The sequence below is a fragment of the Pseudomonas sp. LBUM1659 genome (assembly GCF_059716045.1).
Window position 1 is genome coordinate 3,579,495 of sequence record NZ_CP166797.1, and the last position, 16,542, is coordinate 3,596,036.

Annotated in this window: 11 protein-coding genes and 2 riboswitches; of the genes, 5 read left to right on the top strand and 6 right to left on the bottom strand. The window is 60.2% G+C overall.

Annotation, left to right across the window (positions count from 1 at the left end):
• Positions 1-87 precede the first annotated feature (87 nt).
• Positions 88-3,936, bottom strand: a complete 3,849-nt coding sequence (gene cobN / locus ACA048_RS16170; protein WP_497625322.1) for a cobaltochelatase subunit CobN — start codon at positions 3,934-3,936, stop codon at positions 88-90.
• A 3-nt stretch (positions 3,937-3,939) separates the two neighbouring features.
• On the bottom strand, positions 3,940-5,001 hold the full coding sequence (cobW, locus tag ACA048_RS16175; RefSeq protein ID WP_497625323.1) for a cobalamin biosynthesis protein CobW: 1,062 nt from the start codon (positions 4,999-5,001) through the stop codon (positions 3,940-3,942).
• A 100-nt stretch (positions 5,002-5,101) separates the two neighbouring features.
• A riboswitch (cobalamin riboswitch) is annotated at positions 5,102-5,313 on the bottom strand.
• Between the two features lie 176 nt (positions 5,314-5,489).
• Positions 5,490-5,717: riboswitch (cobalamin riboswitch) on the top strand.
• 120 nt (positions 5,718-5,837) lie between these two features.
• Here cobW and ACA048_RS16180 point away from each other — a divergent pair.
• The 4 genes from ACA048_RS16180 (at position 5,838) to cobM (ending at position 7,986) form a co-directional block, all read left to right on the top strand.
• Complete coding sequence (locus ACA048_RS16180; protein ID WP_217838207.1) at positions 5,838-6,029, top strand: CbtB domain-containing protein; 192 nt, start codon at positions 5,838-5,840, stop codon at positions 6,027-6,029.
• An 11-nt stretch (positions 6,030-6,040) separates the two neighbouring features.
• Positions 6,041-6,748: a CbtA family protein gene (locus ACA048_RS16185; protein WP_497625324.1), complete on the top strand. Its 708-nt coding sequence runs from the start codon at positions 6,041-6,043 to the stop codon at positions 6,746-6,748.
• A complete protein-coding gene (locus ACA048_RS16190; RefSeq protein ID WP_497625325.1) occupies positions 6,745-7,158 on the top strand; it encodes a cobalamin biosynthesis protein in 414 nt (137 codons plus the stop codon). The genes ACA048_RS16185 and ACA048_RS16190 overlap by 4 nt, the downstream gene beginning before the upstream one ends.
• 81 nt (positions 7,159-7,239) lie before the next feature.
• Positions 7,240-7,986: a precorrin-4 C(11)-methyltransferase gene (cobM, locus tag ACA048_RS16195; protein ID WP_497625326.1), complete on the top strand. Its 747-nt coding sequence runs from the start codon at positions 7,240-7,242 to the stop codon at positions 7,984-7,986.
• Positions 7,987-8,062: 76 nt separating this feature from the next.
• Here cobM and nfuA read toward each other — a convergent pair whose 3' ends face one another.
• Together nfuA and ACA048_RS16205 are read right to left on the bottom strand one after the other, a co-directional pair.
• On the bottom strand, positions 8,063-8,647 hold the full coding sequence (nfuA, locus tag ACA048_RS16200) for a Fe-S biogenesis protein NfuA (protein ID WP_007946504.1): 585 nt from the start codon (positions 8,645-8,647) through the stop codon (positions 8,063-8,065).
• 106 nt (positions 8,648-8,753) lie between these two features.
• Positions 8,754-11,051, bottom strand: coding sequence for a fatty acid cis/trans isomerase (locus ACA048_RS16205; RefSeq protein ID WP_497625327.1), 2,298 nt, complete (start codon positions 11,049-11,051; stop codon positions 8,754-8,756).
• 155 nt (positions 11,052-11,206) lie between these two features.
• Between ACA048_RS16205 and metH the strand changes: the two genes are divergently transcribed.
• Entirely contained in the window at positions 11,207-14,917 is a 3,711-nt protein-coding gene (metH, locus tag ACA048_RS16210) for a methionine synthase (RefSeq protein WP_497625328.1), read from the top strand.
• Positions 14,918-14,973: 56 nt separating this feature from the next.
• On the opposite strand, the gene ACA048_RS16215 is transcribed toward metH, so the two are convergent.
• Together ACA048_RS16215 and ACA048_RS16220 are read right to left on the bottom strand one after the other, a co-directional pair.
• On the bottom strand, positions 14,974-16,005 hold the full coding sequence (locus tag ACA048_RS16215; protein ID WP_497625329.1) for an NEL-type E3 ubiquitin ligase domain-containing protein: 1,032 nt from the start codon (positions 16,003-16,005) through the stop codon (positions 14,974-14,976).
• Between the two features lie 116 nt (positions 16,006-16,121).
• Positions 16,122-16,532 (bottom strand): hypothetical protein, encoded by a 411-nt coding sequence (locus tag ACA048_RS16220; RefSeq protein ID WP_497625330.1) that lies wholly within the window; start codon positions 16,530-16,532, stop codon positions 16,122-16,124.
• Between the last annotated feature and the right edge of the window lie 10 nt (positions 16,533-16,542).

Here is a 16,542-nt window from a genome sequence, read left to right on the forward strand (position 1 = left end):
GCTCGCGATAGCGGTATTTCAGACAGCATCTTTGTCGGCTGAAAGAATGTCATCGCGAGCAGGCTCGCGCCCCCAGGGGTAAGCGCATTAGCTGTCTTCTTCTATATCCAACAGGAGGTTTTCCAGCGCCTCGCGGTACTCGCCCGGCTCCTTCCACATCCCCCGTTGCTGCGCCTCCAGCATCCGCTCAGTCATGTCTCGCAAGGCGTGCGGATTGTGCTCGCGAACAAAATCCCGAGTCGCCGGGTCGAGCAGATAGGCGTCGGCCAGCAACGCGTACTGGTGATCGTCAATCAATTGCGTAGTGGCGTCGAACGCAAACAGGTTATCGAGCGTCGCCGCCAGTTCAAACGCGCCTTTGTAGCCATGACGCTTAACCCCCTCGATCCACTTTGGATTGGCCGCCCGGGAGCGGATCACCCGGTTAAGCTCTTCCTTCAAGGTACGGATCTTCGGCAAGTCCGGCTGACTGTGATCGCCGTGGTAGCTGGCCGCTACTTCACCGCTGAGGATCTCCACGGCGGCGAGCATGCCGCCCTGGAACTGGTAGTAGTCGTTGGAATCGAGCAAGTCGTGCTCGCGGTTGTCCTGGTTTTGCAGCACCGCTTGCACCTGGCTCAAGCGCTGGGCGAATTGATCGCGGGCGGCGGTGCCTTCGTCGGATCCGCCATAAGCGTAGCCGCCCCAGTTCAGGTAAACCTCGGCCAGGTCTTCACGGCTTTGCCACAGACGACCGTCGATAGCGCCCTGCACACCGGCGCCATAGGCACCGGGTTTGGCACCGAAAATTCGCCAGCCGGCCTGGCGGTTCGCGGCCTCTGCATCCAGGCCCGATTGCATCAACGCTTCACGTTCGGCACGCACTTTGGCGGCCAGCGGGTTGAAGTCGTCGGGCTCATCCAGCGCGGCCACCGCTTGTACGGCCGCGTCGAACAAGCGGATCAGGTTGGCAAAGGCATCGCGGAAGAACCCGGAGACGCGCAAGGTCACGTCCACGCGCGGGCGGTCGAGCAAGCTCAGCGGCAGAATTTCGAAATCGTCGACTCGCTGGCTGCCCGTGGCCCACACCGGACGCACGCCCATCAGCGCCATGGCTTGGGCGATGTCGTCGCCGCCGGTGCGCATGGTCGCGGTACCCCAGACTGACAGGCCGAGTTGACGCAGGTGATCGCCATGGTCCTGCAGATGTCGTTCGAGAATCAGGTTCGCTGACTGGAAGCCAATGCGCCACGCGGTGGTGGTCGGCAGGTTGCGCACGTCCACCGAATAGAAGTTGCGCCCGGTCGGCAGCACGTCCAGGCGACCTCGACTGGGTGCGCCGCTCGGTCCGGCGGGGACGAAGCGACCGTTCAAGGCGTCGAGCAGACCGCGCATTTCTGCCGGGCCGCAGGCGTCCAGACGTGGGGCGACGACTTCGTACAGGTTCTCAATGATCGAATTTACATCAGACCACACAGGTTCCTGTGGGAGCGGGCTTGCTCGCGAAGGCGTCGTGCCAGCCAACATTTCTGTTGCTGATATACCGTATTCGCGAGCAAGCCCGCTCCCACAAGGTTCGTTGAGTGTCAGCTGGATCAACTGGGCGGCGAACAACTCAAGGCGTTCGCGGGTATCACCGGCGGTGCGCCAGACTTCGTCACTGACAGTTTGCAATTCCATCGGACGCGGACCGTTCCAGGGATCAGCAAGTGCGCAATCGAGCGGATCGAACCCCAACTCGAACGCCTTCGCCAACGCCCGCAGCAAACTCGATTGCGCACCACGCCCATCGCCACGCGGAATCCGCAACAAAGCCAGCAACGTGTCAATGCGCAACCGCCCGGTCGGCGACTCGCCAAAGATGTGCAGGCCATCGCGGATCTGCGATTCCTTCAAGTCGCACAAATACGTGTCCAGGCGCGGTAACCAGATCGCCGCATCGGCATCGCTGTCGAGTTTTTCGTCCAGTTGCAGTTCCCGATCGATGTGCGTATCGCGCACCAGCTGCAGGATGTCGCGCTGCAATTCCCGGGCACGACGCGGATCAAGCAGTTGCGCTTCGTAATATTCATCGGCCAGCAGCTCAAGGTTGCGCAGTGGCCCGTAGGTTTCGGCGCGGGTCAGCGGCGGCATCAGGTGGTCGATGATCACCGCCTGGGTACGGCGCTTGGCCTGCGCACCCTCGCCCGGATCGTTGACGATAAACGGATAAATGTTCGGCAGCGGCCCGAGCAGTGCATCCGGCCAGCAGTTTTCCGACAGCCCGACGCCTTTGCCCGGCAGCCATTCGAGGTTGCCGTGCTTGCCGACATGAATCACGCCGTGGGCACCGTAGGTGTTGCGCAGCCAGAAATAAAACGCCAGGTAGCCGTGAGGTGGTACCAGGTCCGGGTCGTGATACACCGCGCTCGGGTCCACCTGATAACCACGCGCCGGTTGAATGCCGACGAAGGTCAGACCGAAGCGCAGACCGGCAATCATCATCCGTTCGCCACGGTACATCGGATCGTTTTCGGGTGTGCCCCAGCGCTCCAGCACGGCCTGGCGATTAGTCTCGGGCAAGGCGTCGAACATCCGCTTGTATTCGTCCAGCGAGAGGCTTTGATGACACGGACGCTGGTCGAGGGTGTCGAGGTCGTTGCTGACGCCGCCGAGCAATTGCTGGATCAGCGCAGTGCCGCTGTCCGGTAACTCGGCCGGCAGCGGATAACCTCCTTTATGCAGCGCTTGCAGGATGTTCAACGCGGCGGCCGGAGTGTCGAGGCCGACGCCATTGCCGATGCGCCCATCACGGGTCGGGTAGTTGGCAAGGATCAGGGCGATGCGTTTTTCGCTGTTCGGCACCCGCGCCAGATCGATCCAGCGCCGCGCCAGTTCGGCGACAAAATCCATGCGTTCCGGCTGCGGTCGATAGCACACCACATCGGACTGACTGCGCTCGCTGCGCCATGCCAGGTCCTTGAAACTGATTGGGCGACTGATGATGCGGCCATCCAGCTCCGGCAGCGCGATGTGCATCGCCAGGTCCCGCGGACCGAGGCCCTGCTCGCTGGCGCGCCAACCGGGTTCGTTGTCCTGGGCGCAAATCGCCTGGATCACCGGAATGTTGCGGCGAAACGGTCGCAGGTGCGGGGCTTCGGGGCTGGATTGGGCGAAACCGGTGGTGTTCAAAATCACCCCTGCCTCGACTTCATCCAGCCAATCCTCGACCACCGTCAGGCAGCCGGGCTCTTTCAAACTGGCCACGGCAATCGGCAAAGGGTTTAACCCGGCCGCTTGCAAACGTTGGCAGAAAACATCGATGAAAGCGGTATTCGCCGCCTGCAAATGCGAGCGGTAAAACAGCACCGCCGCCACCGGTTGATCAGCTTGCCAGTCGGCTTGCCAATCGCTCAGTTCAGCGGGGCTTTTTTGTGGGTGGTAAATCGCTGTGCGCGGCAGGACTTGCGGCTCGGCCCAAGCGTAATCACGGCCCAACCAGCGAGTGGCCAGACAGCGAAAAAAGTCCAGGGCATTGCCCATGCCGCCCTGACGCAAAAACTGCCAGATCCGATCACTGTCTTCGGCAACGACGGTACTGAGGTCGCTGAGTTCCGGGTCCGGACGATCATCGCCCGGCACCAGAATCAGCTGCACGCCCCGTTCGGACAATTGCACCAACCGCTCGACGCCATAACGCCAATAGGCGATACCACCGTGCAGCGAGATCAGAATCACCTTGGCGTGGCGCAGCACTTCGTCGACGTACAGATCGACCGAGGCGTGATTCTGCACCTGCATCGGGTTGGCCAGCCGCACGCTGGGGTAGTCGTCGGGCAGTTGCTGCGCGGCTTCGGCGAGCAGCGCAAGGCTGGAGTCGCCGCTGCACAGGATCACCAGCTCGGCGGGGGTTTGTCCAAGGTCGGCGATGTTGTCATCCGACACAAAACCGCCGGGCTGGGTCCTGAGCAGGTGCATGGCTTAAACGCCCAGCGCGGCGCGCAATTGCGTTTCGAGCTGGACGGCGTCCAGTTCCTGGCCGATCAGCACCAGGCGCGTGGTGCGCGCTTCTTCGGCGCCCCACTGACGGTCGAAGTGCTTGTCGAAACGCGTGCCCACGCCCTGGATCAGCAAACGCATTGGTTTGTTCGGGATGGCGGCGAAACCTTTGACGCGCAAGATGCCGTGCTTGACCACCAGTTGCGTCAGCGCATCCATCAGCAGGCTTTCGTCGGCTTGCGGCAGCTCGATGGAGATCGAGTCGAACGCGTCGTGGTCGTGATCGTCTTCACCTTCATGGTGATGATCGTGATGGCTGTGACGGCTGTCGATGTGTTCTTCGGAACCGGCGCCAAGGCCGATCAACACGTCCAGTGGCACGCGACCGCTGCTGGCTTCGATGACTTTCACCGCAGGCGGCAATTCTTCGGCGACTTCAAGGCGCACGCGGGCCAGGTCTTCAGGGCTGATCAGGTCGGCCTTGTTGAGGATCACCAGGTCGGCGCTGGCCAGTTGATCGGCGAACAATTCGTGCAGCGGCGACTCGTGGTCCAGGTTCGGGTCGAGTTTGCGCTGGGCATCGACTTGATCCGGGAAGGCAGCGAAGGTGCCAGCAGCGACGGCCGGGCTGTCGACCACGGTGATGACTGCGTCGACGGTGCAGGCGCTGCGGATTTCCGGCCACTGGAAGGCCTGGACCAGCGGCTTGGGCAGGGCCAGGCCCGACGTTTCGATGAGGATGTGGTCGAGATCACAGCGACGGGCGACCAATTCGCGCATCACCGGGAAGAATTCTTCCTGGACGGTGCAGCACAGGCAGCCGTTGGCCAGTTCATAGACGCGGCCGTTGGCTTCTTCTTCGGTGCAGCCGATGGAGCACTGCTTGAGGATTTCGCCGTCGATGCCCAACTCGCCGAACTCGTTGACGATCACCGCAATGCGACGGCCCTGAGCGTTGTCGAGCATGTGCCGCAGCAAGGTGGTTTTGCCCGAGCCGAGGAAGCCGGTAACGATGGTGACGGGGAGTTTGGCCAGTGTTTTCATCGGATGCCCTTTGGCAAGGTGGCGGGCATACGGGACGACAACCGCTGCAGCACACGCTGCGCGGAAGATTTCGCCACCGGATCACCCCGCCCGGTTGAAAGTGAGAATCTGTGTCGAGGCAGGTCTCCTGGCTGACGGCTGGCCAGTCGTTTGACTGGCGGCTTCTGCGCCTTCCCGCTCGCGCCATGGCTGGCGCATGCAGTGGCATGGCAGAAACTGAACCGTTCACAGTTGCGGGGGCAGCCGCGGCATTGACCGCGTTCCCTTCTTAGCTTCGGCAAACGCCGAAGAACCTCGAAAGCGCAAGGCTACGCATCGCGCTGGGGCGGGTCAATGTCTTGTGGCGGCCATCAGACGCTATCACGGGCAAGCCTTGCTCCTACGGGACTATGGCGCACTTGTAGGAGCAAGGCTTGCCCGCGATGGCGTCGACACAATCCCGAGTTGAGAACCCTTGCCAATTGACGCGTATCCCCCGCCCATGCTCTCCTACGCACTTTGTTACGGGTGCCCTTCACAGGGTGAAACGGGAAACCGGTGAATCATGTGCTTTACTCAAAGCCATGTCAGTCCGGTGCTGCCCCCGCAACGGTAAGCGAGCGAAGCATCAAATCCACTGTGCCAGCAGTTCGGCATGGGAAGGTGATGCTTGCAGGTCAAGGCGAAAGCCTGCGCCCCTCGTGAGCCCGGAGACCGGCCCGCAACACAAAGTGACCGTTACGGACACTGAACAACAAACCCGCGGTGGGCGGGCGCTGTTTGAACGTCTGCGTGCCCGACTCGCAGGGGTTTTCCATGCGCTCTATTCACCCGCTGACAGACCAGAGGGATGCGCCATGTCGATCATCAGCAGCACCGGCCACACAACCGCCAGCACCACTTCAACCCTTACCCAACGCCTGACCGCCGCCGTGTGTGCGTCGATCCTCGGCGCTAGCCTCGTGTATTTCGCCGGTTTCTCGCACATCGAAGCGGTGCACAACGCCGCGCACGATACCCGTCACAGCTCTGCATTCCCGTGCCATTGAGAGCTGCCGACATGATCAAGCGTATTGCGCAAACCGCAGGGTTCACTGGGCTGCTGGCCGCCCTGCTACTGACCCTGCTGCAAAGCTTCTGGGTCGCACCGTTGATTCTTCAGGCGGAGTCCTACGAAAAAACCGAGCCGACGCTGGTTCAACCCCATGAACACGCCGATGGCGCCATGGCCGGCCACACCCACGACGCCGAGGCCTGGGAGCCGGAAGATGGCTGGCAGCGCGTGCTGTCGACTACCGGCGGCAATCTGGTGGTGGCCGTCGGTTTTGCCCTGATGCTTGCCGGCCTCTACACCCTGCGCGCACCGACCAAAACGTCTCAGGGCCTGCTCTGGGGTCTGGCCGGTTATGCGACGTTCGTACTGGCGCCGACCCTTGGCCTGCCACCGGAACTGCCGGGCACTGCGGCAGCTGATCTGGCTCAACGGCAAATGTGGTGGATCGGCACTGCCGCCTCCACCGCTGTCGGGATCGCGCTGATCGTGTTCAGCCGGCACTGGCTGATGAAAGTGCTAGGCGTGGCGATTCTGGCCGTTCCGCACGTGATCGGCGCGCCACAACCGGACGTGCATTCGATGCTCGCACCGCAAGCCCTGGAAACTCAGTTCAAGATTGCTTCGCAGCTGACCAACGTAGCGTTCTGGCTGGCCTTGGGCCTGATCAGTACCTGGTTGTTCCGCCGCAAAAGTGATGGCCAATACCACGTATGACCGATGCCAGCACAGCGCCGACGTTAGTGGTCGGCCTGGGCTGCCAGCGCGGCTGCCCCGCCAGCACGCTGCGCGCATTGCTCGATCAGGCATTACAGGCTCATCAAATCGGACTTCATGAGATCACGGCCCTGGCCAGCATCGATTTGAAGCGTAATGAACCTGGCCTGATTGAGCTCGCGGAGCAACTCGCGCTGCCGGTTATCTATTTCAGCAGTAAACAATTGGCCGGGTACCAGCCCAGACTCAGCCATCATTCAGACATCGCGTTCGAACGTACCGGCTGCTACGGCGTCGCGGAAAGTGCCGCCCTGGCACTGGCCGAACAGCTGGCTCAAGCGCCAGCAAAACTGCTGATCCCCCGACAAAAATATGCGCAGGCGACTCTGGCATTGGCGGGTGCTGCGTAAAATCCCCGATAATCGCGCTTTCGATCATGAGCAATCTTCATCTGAAGCCTTGCCCAGTCTCTTTTTTCACAGGAACCGACGATGACCGTCTACTTCATTGGCGCAGGGCCCGGCGACCCGGAACTGATCACGGTCAAAGGCCAACGGCTGATTCGCAGCTGCCCGGTGATCATCTACGCCGGCTCCCTGGTGCCTGCGGCTGTGCTGGAAGGCCATCGCGCCGAACAGGTGGTCAATAGCGCCGAATTGCACCTGGAACAGATCATCGAACTGATCAAAAACGCCCATGCCAACGGCCAGGACGTGGCGCGGGTGCATTCCGGTGATCCGAGTCTTTATGGCGCGATTGGCGAGCAGATTCGCTACCTGCGCGAGTTGGATATTCCGTTTGAAATCATTCCGGGCGTTACGGCGACGGCGGCGTGTGCGGCGCTTTTAGGGACGGAACTGACCCTGCCGGATATTTCGCAAAGTGTGATTTTGACCCGCTACGCCGACAAAACGGCTATGCCGGAGGGCGAAGAGCTCGGCAGCCTGGCGCAGCATGGGGCGACCATGGCCATCCATTTGGGTGTGAATCACCTGGAGAAAATCCTCACTGAACTGCTGCCGCATTACGGCGCGGATTGTCCGATTGCGGTGATTCACCGGGCGACGTGGCCGGATCAGGATTGGGTGGTGGGGACGCTTGAAGATATTGCCGGGAAGGTTGAGGCCAAAGGGTTTCGGCGGACGGCGTTGATTTTGGTGGGACGGGTGTTGGGGAGTGATCAGTTCAGCGAGTCGTCGCTGTATCGCGCGGGGCATGCGCATCTCTATCGCCCGTAGGGCCTCTTCGCGAGCAAATTCTACCCATAAAAAAACGGCACTCACGGGTGCCGTTTTTCATGTCGCAGCGAACACCTTAGTAGTAGGCGTTTTCTTTCTGCGTGTGGTCAGTCACGTCGCGCACACCTTTCAATTCAGGAATTCGCTCAAGCAAGGTGCGCTCGATGCCTTCCTTCAGGGTCACGTCCGCCTGGCCGCAGCCCTGGCAACCACCACCGAATTTCAGCACGGCGATGCCGTCTTCGACCACATCGATCAAGCTGACCTGACCGCCGTGGCTCGCCAGCCCCGGGTTGATCTCGGTTTGCAGGTAGTAATTGATGCGCTCGTTGACCGGGCTGTCGGCGTTGACCATCGGCACTTTGGCGTTTGGCGCCTTGATGGTCAGCTGGCCGCCCATGCGGTCGGTGGCGTAGTCGACCACCGCATCGTCCAGGAACGCTTCGCTGAACGAGTCGATGTAAGCGGTGAAGCTTTTGAGCCCCAGCGCCGTGTCTTCAGGTTTTTCTTCGCCCGGCTTGCAGTAGGCAATGCAGGTTTCGGCGTACTGGGTGCCAGGCTGGGTGATAAAGACGCGGATGCCGATACCCGGGGTGTTCTGCTTGGAGAGCAGGTCAGCCAGGTAATCGTGGGCGGCGTCGGTGATGGTTATAGCGGTCATGGAAACTCCTCGCAGGCTTGGGCGCAGTTTACGCCAATCAACGCGCCGCACAAAGTCCTAGTATTTTTGTCGGGAAAGAAATAGTGATCCCCCCTGTAGGTGTGAATCAGAGGTTTTCGTAGCGATTCATGTCCAGCACGCCCTCTTCCACCGGGTCGGTCTCGTGGACGTAGCGGCTTAGGTCGTGGAAATAGAACCAGAATTGCGGATGACTGCGCCGAATACCCCAACGTTCGACGATTTTCTCAAAGCTGTGGGTGTCCTTGGCGTTTTCCATTGCATCAACGAAAGCCGGCACCTGATCGGCCGGGATGTTGAACATGAAATTCGGATAACTGCTGAGTACACCCGGGAAAATGGTGAGCGTGTCGAGCCCCGGCTGATAGCGCAACGACTCACCGAGCAGGAACGCCACGTTGCTGTGCGCGCGGTTGCGCAGCAGGCTGTAGACCTCACGTTTGCCGCTCGTCGTTTCGATACGCAACATCGTCGCTTCCGGCAACTGGTCGATGACCTTCAACCCGGCTGCCGGGCGCGACGTCAGACGACTCAGGGACTGTTCGGCGCTCTGCAAGTCCGGGGCGATGTTCGGCCGCGAGCAATACGCACCGTCGCAGCGGTTGATCGGATCGGGCTTGGCATTCACATCGCCGTAACGGGCGAGCAATTGCAGGGCGAAGTCGCGTTTGGGGTCTTTTTCGTCGAGTTTCAGCGCCGTCGGTTTGTCGTCATCAATGGACTCGTAGTCCAGCCACATCTTGAACTTGCCGCTGTTCTGGTACCAATCATCGAGGTAGCCATCCCGGGAATCCGCCGGCATCAGGCGCAGGAAGTTCTGCTCGGCGCCGTTACGGATCAGGTCGAAGTACAGGCGGGTCTGGGCCTGATGGGAAACGTTGCCGAACACGTCGAAGTTCACCGCCAGTTGATAGTAGGTGCGTTCCAGCAGCGGGAAGTCGAACAGCCACATTGTTTGTGGCACCTCGCCGATCAGGCCCTTGTTCACCGACGCACTGTCGAAGTGCCGGAAGATGCTCAGCAGCGCGTTGTCATTTCCCGCCCACAGGGTCGACCAGCTGGGCGCCGGTGCATCGGCGTAGCTGTCCCGGCGCAGCGCTTCGTACTCGTTACGTTTGTCGAGATAGTCATGCCACAGGCTCAAGACACTGCCGACGTCATCGTTCTGCCCCGGCATGGCCAGCAACGGCGTGGCTTGGCCGCGGTAGTTGGGGTCGATGATATAGAGGTCGTGTTCCGGGGCCTGGAACAGCGCCCAGAAGTTATCGCGAATCACATCGGTGGCGATCTGGCCACGGCACACCGGGCCGCGAATGAAGGTGCGCACAAAGTATTCGGCGTTATCCAGCATGAACTGGTAGCGCGCCTGCGCCGGGATAGCCTCGAAGGTATCGAACGGATTGGCCCGGCGTTCCGGCCCGTAACCCGGCAAGGCATCGACCTGCCAGTTGCCGCTGTAAAACAGGCTTTTGACCCGTGCCATCTTCGCCGCACTCAGCGGATAGGTGATGTGGGTCTTCTGCACAATGACACCCTGCACCGGCCACAGACGGTAATACACCTGAGTGCCGGGGTCGTCATTCGGGCGGCGTGTGCTGATCAGATCAATCGGCTGGCCAGTGGGCGTACGCGAACGCACCCACTGGAAGAAGTGACCCGGCTCACCGTCCTTGAAGTAGATGTGAGCCAGAAACCAATGCTCGAACAACCAGCGCGCCACCAGGCTTTGCCGGGAGCCCGGCGCGTTGAGCAGGTTTTCCCATTGCACCACCTCCAGCGCTTCTTTCGCGCTCGGCATCAGCGCCTGCTCATCGATCGGCGCACCCGACGTCAACCAGCGTTGCAATGTCTGGTATTGCTGATCGGTAAGGCCCGTGACCGCCAGCGGCATGCCCTCTTTGGGATGCGAACTGGCGTAGCCGTTGAACTCCCCCGGCATGGCGCACATGTTTTCCCGGTTCAGACCCAGCACGATGTCTTCCGGCAATTTCGCATTGGGTTGCAACGGGGTTTTGTGGCCCAGCTCAAGCATCCGCGCCATTAATGCAGCCTGACTGCCTTGGGCGTCGAGCACCGGATAGAAGCCCTTCTGCTGCCAGGCGTGTTTGCCGAAGGCGTCGTAAAACAGCCGGGTCGGGGCCGCGGCGGTGCTGCGATCGCCGTCGTAGACCGGGACTTTCGTCGCGCCACGCGCCGCGCCTTCGCCACTGCCCAGGTTGAGCTGACAGGCGGCGTCGTTACAGGCATGGCAGGCGACGCATTTTTCGGTAAAGATCGGTTGAATGTCGCGGCTGTAGGAAATCGCAGTGGAAATTGCCGGACCTTGCGCAGTGGCGCCCCAGCTTAAAAGCAGCATAAAAATGCTGGTGATGACGCGATACGACATATCCCTGGTCCCAATCATAAAAAATCGCCGCGATTCTACCGGGTGGACGCCCGTACCAACATGAGTGATATTCATGCAAAACCGGGACATGCTCTAAAAGCGCACAGGTTTGCTATGATCCCGCCCCTTCGTCATGGCCTTTCCGAGTAGTCCAAATGTCCGATCGCAGTGTTCGCCTTCAAGCTCTCAAGCACGCCCTCAAAGAGCGCATCCTGATTCTCGATGGCGGCATGGGCACGATGATCCAGAGCTACAAGCTCGAAGAGCAGGATTACCGTGGCAAACGCTTTGCTGACTGGCCAAGCGATGTCAAAGGCAACAACGACTTGTTGGTGCTGACTCGCCCGGATGTGATTGGTGGCATAGAGAAAGCTTATCTGGATGCCGGCGCCGACATTCTGGAAACCAACACCTTCAACGCCACCCAGATTTCCCTGGCCGACTACGGCATGCAAGGCCTGGCGTACGAGTTAAACGTCGAAGGCGCGCGCCTGGCCCGCAAGGTCGCCGACGCCAAGACCCTGGAAACCCCGGACAAGCCGCGCTTCGTCGCCGGTGTACTGGGCCCGACCAGCCGCACCTGCTCGCTGTCGCCAGACGTGAACAACCCCGGCTACCGCAACGTGACCTTTGATGAACTGGTGGAGAACTACACCGAGTCCACAAAAGGCCTGATCGAAGGCGGCGCCGACCTGATCCTGATCGAAACCATCTTCGATACCCTGAACGCCAAAGCGGCGATCTTCGCCGTGCAAGGTGTGTTCGAAGAACTGGGCATCGAGTTGCCGATCATGATTTCCGGCACCATCACCGACGCCTCCGGCCGCACCCTCTCCGGCCAGACCACCGAAGCGTTCTGGAACTCCGTGGCCCACGCCAAACCAATTTCGGTCGGTCTGAACTGCGCCCTGGGTGCCAGCGAGCTGCGCCCGTACCTGGAAGAGCTGTCGAACAAGGCAGGCACCCATGTTTCCGCGCACCCGAACGCCGGTCTGCCGAACGAGTTCGGCGAGTACGACGAGTTGCCGGTGGACACCGCCAAGGTTATCGAAGAGTTCGCTCAAAGCGGCTTTCTGAACATTGTCGGTGGCTGCTGCGGCACAACGCCTGGGCACATCGAAGCCATCGCCAAAGCCGTGGCCGGTTACGCACCGCGTCAAATCCCGGAAATCCCCAAAGCCTGCCGCCTCTCGGGCCTGGAACCGTTCACCATCGATCGCAGCTCGTTGTTCGTCAACGTCGGCGAACGGACCAACATCACCGGTTCCGCCAAATTTGCTCGTTTGATCCGTGAAGACAACTACACCGAAGCCCTGGAAGTCGCCCTGCAGCAGGTCGAAGCCGGTGCCCAGGTGATTGACATCAACATGGACGAAGGGATGCTCGATTCGAAGAAGGCCATGGTGACCTTCCTCAATCTGATTGCCGGTGAACCGGACATCTCCCGCGTGCCGATCATGATCGACTCCTCGAAGTGGGAAGTGATCGAAGCCGGCCTCAAGTGCATCCAGGGCAAGGGCATCGTCAACTCGATCAGCATGAAAGAAGGCGTCGAGCAGTTCATTCACCACGCCAAACTGTGCAAGCGTTACGGTGCGGCTGTTGTCGTGATGGCGTTCGATGAAGCCGGCCAGGCCGACACCGAAGCGCGCAAGAAAGAAATCTGCAAACGCTCCTACGACATTCTGGTCAACGAAGTCGGCTTCCCGCCGGAAGACATCATCTTCGACCCGAACATCTTCGCCGTGGCCACCGGCATTGAAGAACACAACAACTACGCCGTGGACTTCATCAACGCCTGTGCCTACATCCGCGACGAGCTGCCGTATGCGCTGACCTCGGGCGGCGTGTCTAACGTGTCGTTCTCGTTCCGCGGCAACAATCCGGTGCGTGAGGCGATCCACTCGGTGTTCCTGCTGTATGCGATCCGCAACGGCTTGACCATGGGTATCGTCAACGCTGGCCAGCTGGAGATCTACGACCAGATCCCGCAAGAGCTGCGTGACGCCGTCGAAGATGTAGTGCTCAACCGCACACCGGAAGGCACCGACGCCCTCCTCGCCATCGCCGACAAGTACAAGGGCGATGGCAGCGTCAAGGAAGCCGAGACCGAAGAATGGCGCGGCTGGCCGGTCAACAAGCGTCTGGAGCATGCGCTGGTCAAAGGCATAACCACACACATCGTTGAAGACACCGAAGAGTCCCGTCAGTCGTTCGCCCGTCCGATCGAGGTGATCGAAGGCCCACTGATGTCCGGCATGAACATCGTCGGCGACCTGTTCGGCGCCGGCAAAATGTTCCTGCCGCAGGTGGTTAAATCCGCACGCGTGATGAAGCAGGCCGTGGCGCATTTGATCCCGTTCATCGAACTGGAGAAAGGCGACAAACCGGAAGCCAAGGGCAAGATCCTCATGGCAACGGTAAAAGGCGACGTGCATGACATCGGCAAGAACATTGTCGGCGTGGTGTTGGGCTGTAACGGCTACGACATCGTCGACCTCGGCGTGATGGTCCCGGCAGAAAAAATCCTGCAAGTGGCCAAGGAGCAGAAGTGCGACATCATCGGCTTGTCCGGCCTGATCACGCCTTCGCTGGATGAAATGGTTCACGTTGCCCGCGAAATGCAGCGTCAGGATTTCCATTTGCCGCTGATGATCGGCGGCGCGACCACCTCCAAAGCGCACACGGCGGTGAAGATCGAGCCCAAGTACAGCAACGACGCGGTGATCTACGTCACCGACGCCTCCCGCGCGGTCGGCGTGGCGACGCAGTTGTTGTCGAAGGAGCTGAAACCGGCGTTTGTCGAGAAAACCCGCCTGGAATACATCGACGTTCGCGAGCGCACGGCCAACCGCAGCGCGCGCACCGAACGCCTGAGCTACCCGGCAGCCATTGCCAAGAAGCCGCAGTTCGACTGGGGCACCTACGAACCGGTCAAACCGACGTTTACCGGCTCCAAAGTGCTGGACAACATCGACCTCAAGGTTCTGGCCGAATACATCGACTGGACGCCGTTCTTTATCTCCTGGGACCTGGCCGGCAAATTCCCGCGCATTCTCGAAGACGAAGTGGTCGGTGAAGCCGCTACCTCGCTGTACGCCGATGCCCAGGAAATGCTCGCCAAGCTGATCGACGAAAAACTCATCAGCGCCCGTGCGGTGTTCGGCTTCTGGCCGGCCAACCAGGTGCGTGACGATGACATTGAAGTCTACGGCGATGATGGCAAGGCGATCGCCAAGTTGCATCACCTGCGCCAGCAGATTATCAAGACCGATGGCAAGCCGAACTTCTCCCTGGCCGACTTCGTCGCGCCAAAGGACAGCGAAGTCACCGACTACGTGGGCGGCTTCATCACCACCGCCGGCATTGGTGCCGAAGAAGTGGCCAAGGCGTACCAGGACGCTGGTGACGATTACAACTCGATCATGGTCAAGGCCTTGGCCGACCGCTTGGCCGAGGCTTGCGCCGAATGGCTGCACCAGCAGGTCCGTAAAGACTACTGGGGTTACGCCAAGGACGAGACGCTCGACAACGAGGCGTTGATCAAAGAGCAATACACCGGCATCCGTCCTGCCCCGGGCTACCCGGCGTGCCCGGATCACACCGAGAAGTCCACGCTGTTCAAACTGCTGGATCCGGAAGCTGAAGAGCTGAAAGCTGGTCGTAGCGGCGTGTTCCTGACCGAACACTACGCGATGTTCCCGGCGGCGGCGGTCAGTGGCTGGTATTTTGCTCACCCACAGGCGCAGTATTTCGCCGTGGGCAAGATCGACAAGGATCAGGTGCAGAGCTACACGTCGCGTAAAGGTCAGGAGTTGAGCGTGACCGAGCGCTGGCTGGCGCCAAACCTTGGGTATGACAACTGATCCGATCCGTGCAAACCGCTGCCATCACGCCGATAGCAGCGGCGGCCGTGCTGGGTCTATAGGCCCAACCTGGTTCGCTCCAGCCCGGTGAATTCAATTTTCAACGCGAGCTCCGCGACTTTTTTATCGATACTCCAAGTGGTAATCGCCAGTTCGCGCCCATCATCGAAATCTGGATAAAGCTCATCCAGCCGGTTGTATTCAACGTCTCGGAGCCGTTGAAACTCGGTAAACCTTTGCGGGTATGTTTTCTTCAGGTAGTCACTCCAGAACGAACACTCTGCGAGGCTTTTCACCAGTTCATCGGTCTGTTCCGCCGCCGTAACCTGTGAGAAGGCAGTCTCGAGGTCCGCAGCGGAAACGTTCGCAATACCTTCATACAGCATGTCCAGTGGCTGGTTTGGCAGCTGGAGTCGACCGGCCAGGCCCTTGCGGTAAGCGAGACGGATTTCTGCCGAATCGATCCCTGGATTGGCTTTGACGCGGTCATCGGCAATAGCTTTGACCCGGTCCAGACGAAACAGCTGTTTGGCCAGTCCAAAGAGCGCGGCGCCCTGTTGACCGGTTTCTACGGATTGTTCGGTGTTGAATACCAGTACCTGAACTTCCAGGTCGCTGAACAGCAGAATGCGCCCATCTGCGCAGGTGTAACCTGATCGCGCGGCGACGAACAATAGCTCACGAAGTTTGTCATTACGGTTCGCAGCCTCCGGGACTCGCCAGACGCGTTCGCCAAGGTCGACCCGAGTGCGGGCGAAATCGGCGGTTTGCCGAAGCTCCGAGAGCAGGTGAAAGAACGCCTCATTCCCCGCTAGCGCCTTGAGCCCCTCCCAAACAGATCTTCTTGTTACAGTGCTCCCGGCATCGTCGGTCAGCCAGCGCGCCCGCTGTTCATCCTCTGACTCGCTACCGGCCTCCTCCAGAGACTCATCCGCAGAAGCTTCTTCCTCGTCCGACACGTCGTCTTCGTCCGCGGCATTGCGTTCAAGATCACGCTGGGAATATCCCAGTGGCTGGCCGTACTCTTGCGAACAATCGAGTATTTGCGAAAACGCCTCGCGCGATAGCGGGTTGTCGCTGATATCCAAGCCACTTATCAAGCGATCATGGCTAAGTAGACTGTTCACATACGGCCCGCGAGACTGGCCAATCTGCGTATCCCATAACGCCTCGGGAATCGTTGTCAGTCGATTGCGGCTCAGGTTCAGTTGCGCCCTGAAACCTGCAAAACACCTGTGGGCCATTCGGCCAGGTTGTTGCCCTCTAAGTTCAGGGTCTCAAGCCGGGGCATTGCACTGACGTCAAACGCCAGCAAGCGGTTATTGCCCAGGTCCAGATCCTTGAGCGCAGGCAGGCCGTTGAGTTGGCGTTGCAACGTCTCGCTCATCGACAATTCGTTGTAACGCAGGTGCAGGCGGGTAAGGTCGCGCATCCCCATCACCGCGTCCGGCAAACTGTCCAGCCTGTTTTGGTCAAGCAGCAAGTGCCGAAGTCGAGGAAAGCTGTTGAGAAACCCGTTGGAACCTTGCTCACTCAACCCTACGCCACCCAACTTCAAGGTATGAACGGATGTAAGTGGCAGCGGCAATGCAGGTATTCGGCGAGGGTGGTACATATTTATATCG